General features: G+C 64.0%; 14 protein-coding genes. 4 read left to right on the top strand and 10 right to left on the bottom strand.

The window, feature by feature from the left end:
- Positions 1-16: 16 nt before the first annotated feature.
- From FNJ47_RS20100 to FNJ47_RS50400, 8 genes are all read right to left on the bottom strand, one after another.
- Positions 17-1,048: a DUF1254 domain-containing protein gene (locus tag FNJ47_RS20100; protein ID WP_163156120.1), complete on the bottom strand. Its 1,032-nt coding sequence runs from the start codon at positions 1,046-1,048 to the stop codon at positions 17-19.
- Positions 1,049-1,084: 36 nt separating this feature from the next.
- Complete coding sequence (locus FNJ47_RS20095; protein ID WP_163156118.1) at positions 1,085-2,473, bottom strand: DUF1254 domain-containing protein; 1,389 nt, start codon at positions 2,471-2,473, stop codon at positions 1,085-1,087.
- Between the two features lie 24 nt (positions 2,474-2,497).
- A complete protein-coding gene (locus FNJ47_RS20090) occupies positions 2,498-3,439 on the bottom strand; it encodes an HlyD family secretion protein (RefSeq protein ID WP_163156116.1) in 942 nt (313 codons plus the stop codon).
- The gene (locus tag FNJ47_RS20085; RefSeq protein WP_163156115.1) at positions 3,439-3,681 is read right to left on the bottom strand and encodes a DUF3302 domain-containing protein; all 243 of its coding nucleotides are present in this window, start codon (positions 3,679-3,681) and stop codon (positions 3,439-3,441) included. Before FNJ47_RS20085 ends, FNJ47_RS20090 begins: the two co-directional genes overlap by 1 nt.
- The gene (locus tag FNJ47_RS20080; protein WP_235999998.1) at positions 3,678-4,688 is read right to left on the bottom strand and encodes an HAD family hydrolase; all 1,011 of its coding nucleotides are present in this window, start codon (positions 4,686-4,688) and stop codon (positions 3,678-3,680) included. Before FNJ47_RS20080 ends, FNJ47_RS20085 begins: the two co-directional genes overlap by 4 nt.
- A gap of 112 nt (positions 4,689-4,800) precedes the next feature.
- The gene (locus FNJ47_RS20075) at positions 4,801-6,603 is read right to left on the bottom strand and encodes an arylsulfatase (RefSeq protein WP_163156111.1); all 1,803 of its coding nucleotides are present in this window, start codon (positions 6,601-6,603) and stop codon (positions 4,801-4,803) included.
- Positions 6,604-6,630: 27 nt separating this feature from the next.
- The gene (locus FNJ47_RS20070) at positions 6,631-7,635 is read right to left on the bottom strand and encodes a formylglycine-generating enzyme family protein (protein ID WP_163156109.1); all 1,005 of its coding nucleotides are present in this window, start codon (positions 7,633-7,635) and stop codon (positions 6,631-6,633) included.
- A 21-nt stretch (positions 7,636-7,656) separates the two neighbouring features.
- Complete coding sequence (locus tag FNJ47_RS50400) at positions 7,657-8,151, bottom strand: hypothetical protein (RefSeq protein WP_235999994.1); 495 nt, start codon at positions 8,149-8,151, stop codon at positions 7,657-7,659.
- Positions 8,152-8,638: 487 nt separating this feature from the next.
- On the opposite strand from FNJ47_RS50400, the gene FNJ47_RS20060 reads away from it, so the two are divergent.
- A complete protein-coding gene (locus FNJ47_RS20060) occupies positions 8,639-9,592 on the top strand; it encodes a helix-turn-helix domain-containing protein (protein ID WP_163156107.1) in 954 nt (317 codons plus the stop codon).
- A gap of 29 nt (positions 9,593-9,621) precedes the next feature.
- Here the strand turns inward: FNJ47_RS20060 and FNJ47_RS20055 are convergent, their stop codons facing one another.
- Entirely contained in the window at positions 9,622-10,485 is an 864-nt protein-coding gene (locus tag FNJ47_RS20055) for a DUF2066 domain-containing protein (RefSeq protein ID WP_163156105.1), read from the bottom strand.
- A gap of 199 nt (positions 10,486-10,684) precedes the next feature.
- Here FNJ47_RS20055 and FNJ47_RS20050 point away from each other — a divergent pair, with 199 nt between their 5' ends.
- Positions 10,685-11,698: a zinc-binding dehydrogenase gene (locus FNJ47_RS20050; protein ID WP_163156103.1), complete on the top strand. Its 1,014-nt coding sequence runs from the start codon at positions 10,685-10,687 to the stop codon at positions 11,696-11,698.
- A gap of 18 nt (positions 11,699-11,716) precedes the next feature.
- Here the strand turns inward: FNJ47_RS20050 and FNJ47_RS20045 are convergent, their stop codons facing one another.
- Positions 11,717-12,490 (bottom strand): enoyl-CoA hydratase-related protein, encoded by a 774-nt coding sequence (locus tag FNJ47_RS20045; RefSeq protein WP_163156101.1) that lies wholly within the window; start codon positions 12,488-12,490, stop codon positions 11,717-11,719.
- Between the two features lie 101 nt (positions 12,491-12,591).
- Between FNJ47_RS20045 and FNJ47_RS20040 the strand changes: the two genes are divergently transcribed.
- Together FNJ47_RS20040 and FNJ47_RS20035 are read left to right on the top strand one after the other, a co-directional pair.
- Positions 12,592-14,181, top strand: coding sequence for a gamma-glutamyltransferase (locus FNJ47_RS20040; RefSeq protein ID WP_163156098.1), 1,590 nt, complete (start codon positions 12,592-12,594; stop codon positions 14,179-14,181).
- Positions 14,182-14,226: 45 nt separating this feature from the next.
- Entirely contained in the window at positions 14,227-15,081 is an 855-nt protein-coding gene (locus FNJ47_RS20035; protein ID WP_163156096.1) for an enoyl-CoA hydratase-related protein, read from the top strand.
- The last annotated feature ends 203 nt before the right edge of the window (positions 15,082-15,284 follow it).

The raw sequence follows: 15,284 nt of genomic DNA, 5'->3' as shown, positions 1-15,284 counted from the left end.
AGGATTCGCATGCGCTTCAGTTGACCGCCTGCGCCTCCGGGAACTTCCATTTGCCGTTCAGGATTTCCGCACGCGGCCGGTAGAGCCGGACGGTATAGTTCCAGCCGTTGGTGGTCGGCAGGCAGTTGGAAATCTTGCCGTCGCAGCCGCCGAACTGGATAGCGATCGCCCCGTCATCGCTGCGCTTGGCAGTCAGATTGTTCAGCGTATAGGCGTTGTACTGGTTCTTCTGGAAATAACCCTTCTCGTCGTAAACGCTGACCGACCAGAAGCCATTGACCGGCACATCCTTGACGTTGAGCTTGTAGACAGTCGTTCCGTCGTTCTTCGCCGGCGTGATGTTCAGGTAGATCGCGTCCTTGTCCGGGTTGCCGCCCCACGCCGCCGCAGTACCGATCAGATGCCGCACGGGATCGACCTGCTCCTTGGTGCCGAAGGCGCGCTTGAAGTCGGGGATCGTGGTCGCGAGAACTAGCAAAGCATCACGAACCTTCTTTTGGCTGGCCTGATCCCAGTTCGGCAATTCGAGCTTGCCGGCGCTCTTCTGGCTGACCTTGATGGCGTCCTGCAGCTTATGGACCTGCTCGACGTCACTGGCATTGGCCGGATCGACCAAGGTGCGAATGGCGACCACGACATATCGCGTGCCAGCCTTGGCCCGCGTCACGGTCCGGGCGCCGGCCCCGTAGTCGACCTCCACCACATAGTGATCCTGGTTGATCACCTGCATCGACATGAAGCGCTTGCCGGCGTCGGGCATCGTGATCGTCACCGGTCCCGCGTCGAGATCGAACACAGCGCCGGAATACAGCGTGTCGCGGTTCAGACGTATGACGCTCTGGTCATCGAGCGGCGCCGGTTCGCGGCGATGGTTGAACTCGGCGAAACCCTTGCCCTTGGCAATGTTGCCCAGATACAGGTCCGACTCGGCGCGGATGAAATTGCCGACGGTGACGGGCACGGTATTGCTTGCGGGAGACTGCGCCTGAACCGCGGAAACTGCCGCCGCCGTCATGACAAGGGCAAGGCCAATGCGTCTGATGGTCATCGCTCAATTTCCTTCTTGGATTCGTGTGACTGTGCTCTAGTTAGCTTTCTTCAGCAGCGGCGCTTTCCACCTGCCCTGCAAGGCCTCCGGCTTCGGCCAATAGAGCCGCATTGCCATGAAGAACGGTCCCTTGGGCGCAGGCAGCCAGTTTGACTCCTTGTCCTTGCCTGGCGACTCGCTCTGCACATAGAGCGTAATGCCGCCGTCGGCATCGCGCCTGAGGTCCGGGAGCATTGGCGAATTGATCAGGTAACGGTTCAAGGGGTTGGCGAAGAGCAGGCTCGCCGGCAATTCGTAGAGCGTCAACGACCAGAACGCCCGGACCGGGGGTAATTGCCCGGGCGCAAACCGCAGCACATAGCGGTTCGTGCCTTCGAGTTTCTGCTTGTCGGCATCGATGAAATAGACCGGATAGATCGCTTCATCCTTCGAATTTCCGTAGATGCCGAGCACTGCGGCGGACATCCGGGCCAGATAATTGCCCTTCAGGGCGGTCCGCGTGCCGAACCCGTCCGCGCTGGTCTTCTTTCCTGTGTCGAGCTGGGTTTCCTTGTATGCGGCAAAGCTCTTCCAGGCTTCGGCCATGCCGTCCTGAAGCGCCTTGCGCATCTCCGGTGATAACGCGGCAGCGTCGAACTTATTTCCTGCTCCGATGCCGATCCGGGCAAAGCGCGCCATCATCGCCTTTTCGACCGGATTCGTCGGGCAGAACTGAAGAATGAAATTCAACTCGTTGAAGAATTCCAGCGAGGTCCGCTCCTGCTCCGAAGACAACGGCTTGATGAAATCGATTGTCGGCGCCGCCGCAGGCGCCTGCTTGCCGAGATACGCCGACAGAGGCTGGACCTTGTAGCCCGCCTGAAGCTTCTTCACATTGTCGATGTCGGAGGGGCCGAAGAGCTGCGTGCGATACAGCACGAATGCGAATTCGGTTTCGGAGCGGATGACCTGCTTGATCCCCTTCGGCTTCTCGCCCTTCCAGCCCGGCCCGGCCAACAGATAGTTGCCGGCGCCATTGCCGGTCGCCCGACTCCCGACATACGCGAAGTTGAACGTGTACATGTCGATGAATTGCAGCGAATAGTAGCGGCCCTTCTCGACTTCCGGCACCGTGAACACCAGCGGCTCGGCGCGCAAATCGGCCCCGACATAGGAATAGGGCGTGTCGGAGTTCGGCGTCTGAATCGACTTGTCGTCGGGCGTATAGACGCGAGCATTGTTGACGAGCGTGTTCCAGCCCGCCTTGAACTCAGCCGAGGAACGATCGACGAAATAGGAGTACTGGACGCGATAACTGTCCACCAGCGGGAAGCCGTAGACATACGCATCCCTTGCGATTGCGTGTGCCTCTTCTGGCGTAGTCTGTGCGCGCGCCGGCGCCAGCATCGATGCTAGAACGAGAGTGGCAAGTATTAGCTGTCTCATGATGGCCCTTGGCAATGGTTGCACCTAGAATGGATTGACGTAGTTGACGATCGCGATCTGGCGCAGAATCACGCGTCGCACGATGTGGGTTGGTTTCATGTGGTCGGTGTAGATTGCAGCTGTACCGGTCGCGCCGGCCGGCAGGCGGTTGGCGAAGACGACGTCGTCGAGCTTGACGCGCACCACGAACGGCAACGCTTCGATCGCCTTCGGAAGAATGGCTGTCCCTGAGGTCTGCGCCTGCCCGGTCGCCACCGCCTGCAGCACACTCTCGACCTTGCCGGCGAAGATCTGCCCCGGTGCAAACTTGAAGGTGACTTCCACCTCCTGACCTGGCTCGACATAGCGTGCATCGATCTGGTTGATCTCGGCACCGATAATCGTGTTCGACGTGTCGATGAACGCCATCACCGGCGACAGCGGCAGGTTTGCCACCCGCGCCCCCTTGCGCAGCGCAAGGTTGGTAACGTAGCCGTCAGCCGGCGCGCGAACCACGGTCTTGTCCAGATTCCATTGCGCGGCTTCGAGCTGGCCGCCGAGCTGGTCGACCTCGGACTGCCGCTGCTCGACGTCGAAGCCGCGCCCGGCGTCGCGTTCGTAGAGCGTCGTCATCTGCGCAAGCCGCGTCTTCGACAGCTTGAGCTGCGCCGTGATCGCCTTGACCTGCGCATCATAGGGCGTCGGATCGATCTTGAAGAGCACGTCACCGGCCTTCAGCGGCGCGTTGGCGACGACCGGCACCTCGGTCACCTCGCCTGCGACTTCGGGCACGATCGACACCGCATTGCGCACCACCAGCGCCGAGCCCTGCGGCGCGCCCCAGCCCATCGGCACCAGCAGGCCGAACAGCAGCAGCACCAACACGATGAAGGGCGACGCCTTCCAGAACAGGTTGAAGCGCACGACCTTGAAATGCACCAGCAGGAACAGCAGCACCAGATAGCTGTTGAAGATCGCGACACCCATCACGCATCTCCCGCCCGGCGCGGCGCCGGCACATCGACATAGGCCCAGACGAACGCAATCGGCCACAGCGCAAAGCCGCAGATCAAGGTGATCCAACCGGCGACCATCACCGCCTGCGCATAGGGATGGTTACGTGTCTTCGCGATATGCCCCGGCAGCCAGCCCGCGATGCAGAACACTCCGATCGCGCTGGCAACCAGCACCAGGAGCACGATCCAGGCGAAGATGTCGTAGCCGTTCATGGCTTCGCCTCCATTGCAGCACCCGACGTGGCCAGGGGCGGAAAGACCGTCTTCCAGTCCTGCTTCATGTCGACCACGGTCCAGCCGCCTGCCGCGGCCGCATCGAGTGCCTTGTCGAGCTTGCCGATCCTGGATTGCCGGTCGTAGGCGTATTCGCGGATACCATCTGTGTGATGCACGATGCCGGCGAAGCGCGCGCCCGCGCCCGCTACGGTCCATTGCAGCATCTGCAGATCGCCATCCGAGTTGCCGAACGCGAAGATCGGGCGGCGGCCGATGAAACGGTTGATGCCGACCGGCTTGCCGGGGCCGTCATCGATGAACTCGATCTTGGCCTCCTTCATCAGGTCAGGCTTGCCGCCGGCGCCAATCTGGAATTTCACCACGCCGGACGAGCCGACCACCTGTTCCGGGGGGACGCCGTAGACCCGCTCCATCCATGGCCGCATGAACTCGATGCCGCCGCCGGAGACGACGAAGGTCTTGAATCCGTTGGCCCGGAGATAGGCCAGCAGCTCCAGCATGGGCTGGTAGACCAGGCTGTCATACGGCCGGTTGAAGCGTGGATGCCTTGCGGTCGCCAGCCAGTCACGCACTGCGCTTGCGAACGCATCGGTGGTCATGCCGGCATGCGTCGCCGCCATGATCTGCAGCAAGCCTTTCTCGCCGCTGGCGGCGAGCGCGCTGGTGTCCTTCTCGAGCAGCGCCTTGAAGGGCTGCCGGGTCTTCCAGTCCGGGTGATCGGGCGCCATCGCCTTGACGCGATCGAGCGCGAAGGCGAGCTGGAAATAGAACGGCTGCTCGGTCCACAGCGTGCCGTCATTGTCGAAGGTGGCGATCCGCTCGGCCGGCGGCACGAAGTCCGCAGTGCCTTGCTTCGTGACGCGCGCAACGAAGCCGACGATCGCCTCCTTCGCTGCACCGTCGTTCCAGGACGGCAACGGATCGGCCTGCGCGAGAGCCGCGTTGCACGGAATGACGCTGCAGCCCAGCACAAGCAGGACCATCAAGAGCATCTGCCGGATAAGGCGAGCGAGTGGGACCGACATGATGCTCGACTGCGTTTCGTTTGAGATCGAAGTGGACCCGGCCCGCCGAGGGGTAGGCCGGGTCACGGCGTTAGCGGCTCTGGAGTTGCTGCTGGATGATCTTGTTGAGTTCGGCGCGGACCTTCTCCACATCCATTCCGTCGGTCAGCGCCTTCTTCTGCTTGAGCCCGTTCATCATGCTTTCCATGATGTTGGCGGGGTTGAAGCTTGGCGGGAACGAACGAGGCGGAAATTCCTTGAACGTCGCGACAAACTGGAACACCTCCTCCATCATCCCGTAGGCACCACCGACGTGATTGAGATTCCAATCCCAGAAGGTGTTGGACGTGATGTCGGCCCGCTCAAAGGGGTCCTGCATCAGGTTGAATATCTTTTGCAGGCGGAGCGTGGTGAAGGGTTCAGCCCACAACCCCATCGTTCCTTCCTTGCGCTGCTCGGAGAAGACGTATTTGTAGTCACCCTGCCTGAAGCAGACGAGCAGACCGTCATCGTCGGAGTAGAAGAATTTGTCACGCGCGCTCTTCACGCCGTTGTTGTTGGCCGCCGTTCCGCTCACATTGCGGAGGAACGCGGACTGGTCGTAGCCATCGAGATGGACCTTGTAGTTGATGCCGTTCGCGGTGTAGCCGGCCTTCAGCTTGTTGACGATTTCGGGTTCACCGGCAATCGAGCACAGCGTCGGAATCCAGTCGTTGTGGCTCATCAGCTCGTTGGTCACGGTGCCAGGCTTGATCGCACCCGGCCAGCGGACCAGGCACGGCACCCGGAAGGCACCTTCCCAGTTGGTGTTCTTCTCGGATCGGAACCAGGTCATGGCACCATCGGGCCAGGTGTTCATGTGAGGCCCGTTGTCGCTCGAATAGACCACGATGGTGTCGTTCGCGATTCCCAGATCATCGAGCGTCTTGAGCAGCGAACCGACGATGTCGTCGTGCTCCATCATGCCGTCGATATATTCGCTGTCACCATGGGTATAGCGGCCGCGATGGTCCTGCCGGACATGCGTACGCAGGTGCATGCGCGTTGAGTTGAACCAGCAGAAGAACGGTTTTCCGGCGCTCTGCAGCCGCTTCATGAAGCCGATCGCCGCCGCCGAGGTCTCGTCATCGATCGTCTCCATCCGCTTCTTCGTCAGCGCGCCGGTGTCCTCGATGGTCTGCTTGCCGATCTTGCCGAAGCGCGGATCGACGGTGGGATCGTCGCGATCCGTTGCCTTGCAACGCAAAACACCGCGCGGCCCGAACTTGGCGCGGTAGGCCGGGTCCTTGGGGTAGTCCGGCAGTTCCGGCTCTTCCTCGGCATTGAGGTGATAGAGGTTGCCGAAGAACTCGTCGAAGCCGTTGACGGTCGGCAGCGACTCGTTGCGATCGCCGACATGGTTCTTGCCGAACTGGCCGGTGGCATAGCCCAGATTCTTGAGCAGGCCGCCGACGGACGGATCGAGCTGGCTCATGCCCATCGGTGCACCAGGGTAGCCGACCTTGCTCAGTCCGGATCGCATGATGTGCTGACCGGTGAGAAACGCCGACCGGCCCGCGGTGCACGACTGCTCGCCGTAATAGTGCTGGAACTTGATGCCTTCGCGGCCGATGCGGTCGATGTTCGGTGTCTCATACCCCATCAATCCATTCGAGTAGGCGCTGATATTCGCGATGCCGATATCGTCGCCCCAGATCACCAGAATGTTTGGCTTGCGGCCGGAAGGCGCTGCCGGCGCGGGGCTCGCCGCAGGCGCGGCCTTTTGCATTTGCGCCAGCGCTTCGGACGTCAATGTCGCTGCTGCCACAAGCGTCGATGTACCCAGCAACAGGTTGCGGCGGTCGATCGCCTGGTTCTTGACGGTCTGCTTGTTGTTGTCGGCGTCGTTGCTCATAGCAAACTCCCTACATTGCAAAGGTCTTCAGTCCGGTGGGTGAGAGACGGCAGCGGGTCGCCGCACCACGCAGCGAAAGCCGACATGGCTGGTCGAGGTATCGATCGGCTCGGCGTGACGGGCTGCCGGGCGATAGCGGCGGCAGTAGTTCGGCGCGCAGAGATGCGAGCCGCCCTTCAGCACCTTGCGCGGAATCCTGATCGCGGGCTGGCAGGAATCGTAACTCGCGTCCTCGCGGCCGCCGCGCGGGTTCTGCGGGATGCAGCAGGGCTTCGTGGCGTCGGCCTCATGACGGGCGGACCACCAGTCGGCGGTCCACTCCCAGACATTGCCGATCATGTCGTAGAGTCCGTAACCGTTCGGCGGGAACGCGGTGACAGGCGAAGTGCGGTCGAAACCGTCCTCGCAGAGATTTTGCAGCGGGAAATTGCCCTGCCAGGTGTTGGCCATGTGCCTGCCGCCGGGCGTCAGGGCATTGCCCCAGGCATATTCCTCGGCTTCGAGCCCGCCGCGCGCCGCGAACTCCCACTCGGCTTCGGTCGGCAGCTCCTTGCCGGCCCATTTGGCGTAGGCGAGCGCGTCGGCATAGGCGACGTGGACCACCGGATGGCTGCCGAGCACGTTGATGTTGCTGCGCGGGCCGTAGGGGCGACGCCAGTTCGCCCCCCGCATGAAGGTCCACCATTGGCTCCAGTCGCGGAGCGTGGTGACCCGGCGCGGCGGACAAAACACCAGCGAGCCGGCGTACAGCATATCGGGCAACGCGCCCGGATATTGCGCCGGATCGGGCGGCTGCTCGGCAACCGTGATGTGGCCGGTGTCGCGCACGAATTCGCGGAATTGGGCGTTGGTCACCGGCGTGCGGTCGATCCAGAACCCATCGACCGACGCGCGATGCGACGGCGCTTCCTCGGGATAATGCTGGTCCGAGCCCATGCGGAACGTGCCGCCGGGAATCCAGACCATGTCACCGTCGGTCTGGACGCGATCGTCCGGCTCTGGATCAGCGGAGGCGATGTCTGGGCGAAGCATGGCGGTGCACCTGTTCGCGTCCTACCGAGGGCAATAGTCCCAGAAGCCCTGTGTTCTCGAGGGGTCGGTGTAGTACCAGCACATGCCGGATGCCGGCGGCGCACCGGCCCACGCAGCCGCGCTTGCCGCCGTCACGAAACCGAGCGCGGCGCCGGCCGCGAGGGCACCGCCGACCGGCCAGCCGTACCAGCCGGGCCGCACCCAACCTCCCGGCCGCGGTCCGGGGAGTGGACGCGGTCCCGGGCCGACCCAACGCGTACCGGCGCCATGCCAGCCGGGCCGAACGCCCGGTCGCACAACAGTGCGGCTGCGGTAGGCAACCGCCCCGCCACGCGGACCGACCGCAACGCCGCCGCGGCGCACGACCGCACGTATCTGGACGACGTCGCTGCTCGAGTCCTGCTGTTTGACGATCGGAAGTGAAGCGGAAGCGCCGATATTGATGGCTGATGCCGGATCCGGCTGCACGGTAAGCACTGGGACACCGATAACCGCCAGCCGGAAAATCTTGCTCAAGATCGCAGCTCGTTCTTGTTGCTCTTGGTGACCGAACGTCGTGCTGGACTGCATTATCGTGCCCTTCCATTTTTATGTGCTGCACTTTTCGGCAGCACTGATCCGTCAGTTATTCTTCCCTTTCTCCTCTGCCACGATCCCTATGCACCTTTACGTGCACAGCCGATCTCATGCGCGCGATCCGTTTCATCGAACGTTGTCGCGAGCTGATTTCGTTTCGAGGTTCAAACGATAGTCTAACACGCTCTGCGTGTGATGTGCAGTTTGTGCCAATCGCGCCTACACGGCGTGCAGGCTTAATGAAAGATGTTTCAATTCGATCAATCCGATGCCGTCGTGATTATTGCGTTCTCGAAAAAACAAGCGAAAATCTGAGGCTCTCGATTCTGCATCGCGATGTCGGCACGTTGTGCGCGGGACGCATTTTTTACTGACTTCAAGTATTTGGTATTAGTAGATTAATCGCATTACACTTGCGGGCGTGGAAATGGGCGAGCACCTGACGGTTCACACCGGCGAGCTTGACGGCTTCGAGGGACTCCACGATGCCGTCAAAGGTTCGCATGTCGAGGTCATGCAGCTTGAACGCGGTAAGCTGCGCGGCACTTTGTCCCATGTCGGGATCGGCGATTTTTCGCTCAGCATCGGCGCATTCAATGTCGGGGTCCGCACGCAACGGATCTCAACCGATCCCAAGCTGATCATCGGAATGCTGCTGAACGCGACCAACCGCGTCACGCATTGGGCCTTCGACATGCAGCCGGCCGACGTGCTGGTGATTCCGCCAGGGGTTGAGCATGACGGCATCTTTCACAGCGCCTCGTCCTACGCGGCCATTCGCTTCGACATGAACGACCTGCCCGACGTGTTCGGCGGCGAGCCGCGGCTCGCCGATGCCGAAACATGGAGCGCCAAGAACCATTTCCGCGCGGACCGCACGATCGGCATGAACGCCGCGGACAGGCTGCCGCAGATCATCGCGCATCTCGCGCGTTATCCGGACGCCCTGTCGGAGGCGTCGGCCGAGTTCTGGAAGCGCGCGATCATCGACTGCGTGACCGCCACGGTCGTCACATCGCTGCCATCGGACGGAACGAGCTATCTGCCGTCGGCAATGAAGCTGGTGCGCGACGTCGAGGGCTATCTGCTCAGTGCCGGTACCCGCCCGGTCCATGTCTCGGAAATCTGCTCCGAGCTGCGGCTGTCGCGACGCAGCCTGCACCGCGCCTTCCACGAGGTGTTCGGCGTCGGCCCCGTGACATTCCTGCGCTACAAGCGGCTCTGCGCGATCCGCTCGATCCTGCGCGAAAGCACGCCGGAGCAGACCACCGTCTCCAAGGTCGCGATCGAACAGGGCTTCATCGAACTCGGGCGCTTCTCGCAATATTACCGCACCATGTTCGGGGAATACCCGTCGCAAACGCTCGGCTACGCCGGATAGGGCGAGCCGGTCGCGACGCTCATCCAAGCTTATTTCGATCGCCCCGGATCGCCATTGCCGGACAGCACCTGCGCCGCGCCGCCGATGCCGCGACGGAAGGCTTCGTCGAAGGTGACGCCGCGGAACTGCCATGTGTAGTCCTTGCCGCCCCAGGCCATCTGCCATCGCGTGGCCCAGCCGAGATCTCCGTCATCCCAAACCAACCGTCCGACCAAGATGGCCTCGCCACCCCGTGGCGCGACGATCGAGGTCAGTTTCGGCGCCGGCATCTTCAAGAGCTCGGCCGGCGTGACGTTGGCGCTCGTCAGCGCGGGAGCACTCGGCAACACGAAGCGCATGCCGCGCTTGCCTGCTGCAGCCGCAAGCGCGTCACGCTGCAAATCGGATTGCGTCCCATCCGACGTGACGATGTAATCCTTCGGACCGTGCTGCATCTCGACGAAGACGCCGAGCACCGGCCGCTGCGACCGCCATGGCTTGAGATCGAGCTTGGCGAGAATGCCGTCGATCTTCTTGTCGTCGAAATCAACGGTCAGGTCGTAGGGCCGGTCGCGGGTGCCCTGCTCGTCATGATGCGGCTTGCCGGCATATTGATCGTGATAGTCGAAGCTGCTGACGAACTCCTTGGCTTTCGATTTGTATGCGGCCAGCCGGCGGTCGCGTGCCAGCATCGGCTGGCCAGAGACCTTGATCAGGACATCCTCCAGACACACCCCGAAACCGATGATCCGGTTCGGCTCGCCCTGGCCGGTGACGACGGTCTGCGCGCGGTAGAGGCCGTCCGCTGCCATCGCGCCACCGCAACAGATCAATGTAGCGGCCAGCAGCATGCGGAGCATGCCGCGCGCGCACGTGGCGATCGGATTGCGTTTCGTCTCAAGCAAGGCAGCCATGGTCACCTCCGCTCGGTTCAATGACGGCACAGATTGGCGGTATTTGCCGGGTCACGCCAACACGTCCGCGCATGGACACCATTCCGTCAGCCGCACCGCGCGCTATGGTCACGTGCGGCAGGCATGACATATGCTCGGCGCATGTGCGGCGGCGCCGGAAGCGCTGCCCAGGACGAGAACATTGAGCAGGAGACGTCCCGTGAAATGCTACGAATTGCAAGGCCCCGGCGGCGTTGACGCGCTTGCGTTGGTCGACAAGCCGGTTCCGCAGGCCGGCCCCGGCGAGGTCCTGGTGCGGCTGAAGGCGGCGACGCTGAACTATCGCGACCTGCTTACGGTCAAGGGCGGCTACGGCTCGCGCCAGAAATTTCCGCTGGTGCCGGTCTCCGACGGAGCCGGCGTGGTCGAAGCGGCCGGCGCCGGCGTGAAGAATTTTGCACCCGGCGATCGCGTGATCGGCAGCTTCTTCGAAAGCTGGCTCGGCGGCGAGCCAAGCGAGACGCGGATGCGCGCAGCGCTCGGCGGCAGCGTCGACGGCGTGCTGACCGAGTACCGGGTGTTTCCGGCGCATGCGCTGGTGCGCACGCCGGAGCATCTCAGCGACATCGAGGCCGCGGCGCTGCCATGCGCCGGCCTCACGGCGTGGAGCGCGGTGGTCAAGCTCGGCGACATCAAGCCGGGACAGACCGTGCTGACCCAAGGCACCGGCGGCGTCTCGCTGTTTGCGCTGCAATTCGCCAAGATGTGCGGCGCCCGTGTCATCGCCACCTCCTCCAGCGACGCCAAGATCGCGCGGTTGAAACAACTCGGCGCCGATGTCACGCTCAACTACAAGACCACGCCCGATTGGGGCAAGAAGGCGCGCGAGCTGACCGGGCGCGGGGTCGACCTCGTCGTCGAGGTCGGCGGCGTCGGCACGCTGAACGAGTCGATCCGCGCCACCAGGATCGGCGGCACCATCGCCTTCATCGGCGTGCTCGCAGGTCCGGCCTCGTCCGACACGCGGTTGCCGCTGATGGTGATGCAGCAGCAGCGGCTGCAAGGCGTCACCGTCGGCTCGATCGAGGATCTGCAGGCGCTGTGCGACGGCATCAGCCTGCACGGCGTCAAGCCTGTGATCGACAAGGTGTTCGCCTTCGACCAGGTCAAGGCCGCATTCGCCCACATGGCGAGCGGCGCGCATTTCGGCAAGATCGCGATTGCGATCGGGTAGAATGCCGACAACCAAGGCCTAGCGCCCCGTGAACTGGGCCTTGCGCTTCTCGACGAAAGCCTTGCGGCCTTCCTGCGCGTCGGCGCTTTCGCGGATCACCTGCTGCAGCTCGATCTCGCGGCGGAACTGCTCGGCGTAGCTTGCGTGCTCGCTCGCCTCGAGCAATTGCCGCGTCGCGACCAGCGCGCGGGTCGGGCCGTCGGCGAGGCGGCGCGCGAGCGCCTTCGCCTCGTCGAGCAGCTTTGCATCCTCGACCACATCGCGTACCAGGCCCCACTCCTTGGCCCGCTCGGCCGACAGCGGCTCGTTCAGCAGCATCAGGTCGAGCGCGCGCTGGCGCCCGACCAGCCGCGGCAGCAGCCAGGTCGAACCGAGATCGGGCACGAGACCGATCCGGCTGAACACCTGGATGAAGCTCGCCGAGCGCGCAGCCAGGATCATGTCGCCCGACATTGCGAGGCTGAAGCCGCCGCCGGCGGCAACGCCGTTGACCGCGACCACCACCGGCATCCGGCACTCGCGCACCGCCTGCATCGCCGGCCAGTAATGCGTCATCACGCCGGTGTAGATATTGTCGCCGAGCGAGTTGAACGCCTTGAGGTTCTGCCCGGAGCAGAAGCCGCGTCCCTCCCCGGTCAGGACCAGCGCGCGGATGCCGGGGTCGCTGCTCATCTCGCCGACGGCGCGCGCGAGATCACCGAGCAGTTCCGGCGTCATCGCGTTCAGGCTTGCGGGGTCGTTGAGCGTCAGGATCCCGACCTTGCCGTCCCGTTCACGCTTCACATTGCTCATTTTCCGCCCCCTGAAACTGGTTCTTGTTGCACTGACAGTGCCATGCTTGGCATGCTACGCCAACGTGCCCCACCCGCAACAAGAACAGCGAAAGCAACGCCATGTCCGACCAGTTCTCCAACTCGCAAGTGATCCGCAAACCGGCCGTCAGCGCCAAGGGCGGCATCGTCGCCGCGCAGTCGCGCAGAGCGGCCGAGGTCGGCGCGGAGGTATTGGCAGCGGGCGGCGATTGCGTCGACGCTGTCATTGCAACCACCTTCGCGCTCGGCGTGCTGGAGCCCTGGATGAGCGGCGCCGGCGGCGGCGGCGCCATGGTGCTGTACCGCGCCAAGGAGAACCGCGTCGAGGTGATCGACTACGGCATGCGCGCGCCCGACGGCCTGCGCATCGAGGATTACCCCCTGACCGGCGGCGCGGCCTCCGACCTGTTCCCGTGGGCGCGGGTCAAGGACGACCGCAACCTGCACGGGCCGGGCTCGATCGCGGTACCGGGCGTCGTCGCCGGCATGGAAGAGGCGCATCGCCGCCACGCCAAGATGCCGTGGAAGGACCTGCTGGCGCCGAGCGTCGAGCTCGCCGGCGAAGGCCTACTGGTCGATTGGTGGACCACCGAGATGATCGCAAGCTCGGCCGCCGATCTGCGGCGCTATGGCGCCAGTGCCGCGGCGTATCTGCTGGATGGCCTGCCGCCGAATGCGCAATGGGGCATCAAGTCTGAGGTCCGCATGCCGCAGGACAGGCTGAAGGCGGCAATGGCGCAGCTTGCCGCGGCTGGCCCGCGCGATTTCTACGAGGGCGATCTGGCGCGCAGCATCGCCGACGATATCCAGGCCGCCGGCGGTGCACTGTCGGTGCGCGATCTCGCCGCCTTCCGCGCCCATCTGCGCGAGCCGCTGAAGATTCCCTATCGCGGCGGCACGGTGTATGCGACGCCGGAGCTGACCGCGGGTCCGACCATGGCGCGCACGCTCGGCCTGCTGCAAAAGGCGCTCGCGCCGGCGCAAGGCGGTCCGGATGCGGCGGCCTACGCAGCCTATGTCGAGGCGCTGCAAGCGGCCCATCGCGAACGGCTGAAGGACATGGGCGACGTCGACGGCCGCCGCGCGCTCGGCGCCGAGGCGATCGCACCAAGCTGCACCACGCATTTCTCCGCGGTCGACCGCGACGGCAACATGGCCGCGGTGACGCAGACCCTGTTGTCGACATTCGGCTCCAAGTTCGTGACGCCCAATACCGGCCTCACCATGAACAACGGCATCATGTGGTTCGATCCGACCCAAGGCGCACCGAACTCGCTCGCGCCCGGCAAGCGCTGCCTGACCAACTACACGCCCGTGGTGGCTGAAGCTGCCGACGGCCGTCGTCTTGCCACCGGCGCATCCGGCGGCCGCCGCATCCTGCCCGCGGTATCGCAGCTGCTCTCCTTCGTGATGGATTTCGGCATGGATCTCGACGCCGCGATCCATCAGCCACGCATCGACGCCAGCGAAGGCGCCGTCGTGATCGGCGATGTCCGCCTGCCGCGAGCCGTGCGTGACGCGCTGCGCGGCAGCTTCGACTATGAGGAGGCACGCATCCAGACCCAGCCGAAGAAGTTCGCCTGCCCCAGCATCGTGCTGCGCGATGGCACGACGAACAGCGGCGCCACCGAGCCGTTCCATCCGTGGGCCGATGCAATCGCGGAGGGGTAAGAAGGTCGCGGCTCGCATAACAACAACCATCTCGGGGAGGCCGTCATGAGCTACGAGCAAATCACATGCGACATCGACGGCTCCCTGATGATCGTCACGCTCAATCGTCCCGACAAGCTCAATGCCTATACCGGGACGATGGGCGCCGAGATCGCCGACGCGTTCCAGCGCGCCGATGAGGACGACGATGTCCGCGCCATCATCGTCACCGGCGCGGGCCGTGCGTTCTGTGCCGGCGCCGACGTCTCCGGCGGCGCCAAGAGCTTCGACACCTCCGGCCGTCATGGCGCAGGCGTGTTCGCAAGCGCAGGCCAGCGCAGCGGCCGCTTCGTCGAGGCGATCTTCAACTGCCGAAAGCCCTCCATCGCTGCGATCAACGGCGGTGCGGTCGGCGTCGGCATCACGATGACGCTGCCGATGGATATTCGCATTGCGGCTCGCGGCGCCAAGATCGGCTTCATCTTCGCACGCCGCGGGCTGGTGCCGGAGGCCGGCAGTGCTTGGTTCTTGCCAAAACTCGTCGGCCTGCCGCAGTCGCTGCGCTGGTGCCTCTCCGGCCGCACCTTCGATGCGGACGAGGCGCTGCAAGGCGGCCTCGTCAGCGAGGTGGTCGAGCCGGACGCCTTGCTCGATCGCGCGCGGCAGATCGCTCACGAGATGACGGCCGAGACCTCGGCCGTGTCGGTCGCACTGACCCGTCAGATGCTCTGGCGCTTCGCCGGCACGCCTGACCCATTCGAATTGCTCGCGATCGACAAGCCGATGTCGGTCGAGCGCGGCGGCCATGCCGACGTACGCGAGGGCGTGCAGTCCTTCATCGAGAAGCGGAAGCCGGCCTTTCCGGGCAAGGTCTCGCAGGACATGCCGAGCCAATATCCGTGGTGGCCGTCGTCGGAGTAACGGGGTGATCGCGGCGGAGAGACCGTCAAGTTTCAAGCCGATGTCGCGCCTCACCTTCCACTGTCGTCCCGGCCTAGTGCGCAATTGCGCACTAGGCCGGGACGACGATGAGGATGGTTGTCGATTCGAACTGTCAAACAGCTAGTTCGGTGTCATCGCCCGGCTCGACCGGGCGATCCAGTACGCCGCAGCGTCTCGGCTCA

It is taken from the genome of Bradyrhizobium uaiense (assembly GCF_010811875.1).
Classification (GTDB): domain Bacteria; phylum Pseudomonadota; class Alphaproteobacteria; order Rhizobiales; family Xanthobacteraceae; genus Bradyrhizobium; species Bradyrhizobium uaiense.
Note: the sequence above shows the minus strand (reverse complement) of the source record. Positions and strands in the feature narration are given on the sequence as shown.

What these genes read in the sequence shown, in the direction of transcription:
- FNJ47_RS20055 (WP_163156105.1), bottom strand. Translation starts at nt 10,485, where the DNA reads ATGGCTGCCTTGCTTGAGACGAAACGCAATCCGATCGCCACGTGCGCG.
- FNJ47_RS20085 (WP_163156115.1), bottom strand. Translation starts at nt 3,681, where the DNA reads ATGAACGGCTACGACATCTTCGCCTGGATCGTGCTCCTGGTGCTGGTT.
- FNJ47_RS20070 (WP_163156109.1), bottom strand. Translation starts at nt 7,635, where the DNA reads ATGCTTCGCCCAGACATCGCCTCCGCTGATCCAGAGCCGGACGATCGC.
- FNJ47_RS20035 (WP_163156096.1), top strand. Translation starts at nt 14,227, where the DNA reads ATGAGCTACGAGCAAATCACATGCGACATCGACGGCTCCCTGATGATC.
- FNJ47_RS20095 (WP_163156118.1), bottom strand. Translation starts at nt 2,473, where the DNA reads ATGAGACAGCTAATACTTGCCACTCTCGTTCTAGCATCGATGCTGGCG.
- FNJ47_RS20080 (WP_235999998.1), bottom strand. Translation starts at nt 4,688, where the DNA reads ATGGTCCTGCTTGTGCTGGGCTGCAGCGTCATTCCGTGCAACGCGGCT.
- FNJ47_RS20040 (WP_163156098.1), top strand. Translation starts at nt 12,592, where the DNA reads ATGTCCGACCAGTTCTCCAACTCGCAAGTGATCCGCAAACCGGCCGTC.
- FNJ47_RS20090 (WP_163156116.1), bottom strand. Translation starts at nt 3,439, where the DNA reads ATGGGTGTCGCGATCTTCAACAGCTATCTGGTGCTGCTGTTCCTGCTG.
- FNJ47_RS20060 (WP_163156107.1), top strand. Translation starts at nt 8,639, where the DNA reads ATGGGCGAGCACCTGACGGTTCACACCGGCGAGCTTGACGGCTTCGAG.
- FNJ47_RS20075 (WP_163156111.1), bottom strand. Translation starts at nt 6,603, where the DNA reads ATGAGCAACGACGCCGACAACAACAAGCAGACCGTCAAGAACCAGGCG.
- FNJ47_RS20045 (WP_163156101.1), bottom strand. Translation starts at nt 12,490, where the DNA reads ATGAGCAATGTGAAGCGTGAACGGGACGGCAAGGTCGGGATCCTGACG.
- FNJ47_RS20100 (WP_163156120.1), bottom strand. Translation starts at nt 1,048, where the DNA reads ATGACCATCAGACGCATTGGCCTTGCCCTTGTCATGACGGCGGCGGCA.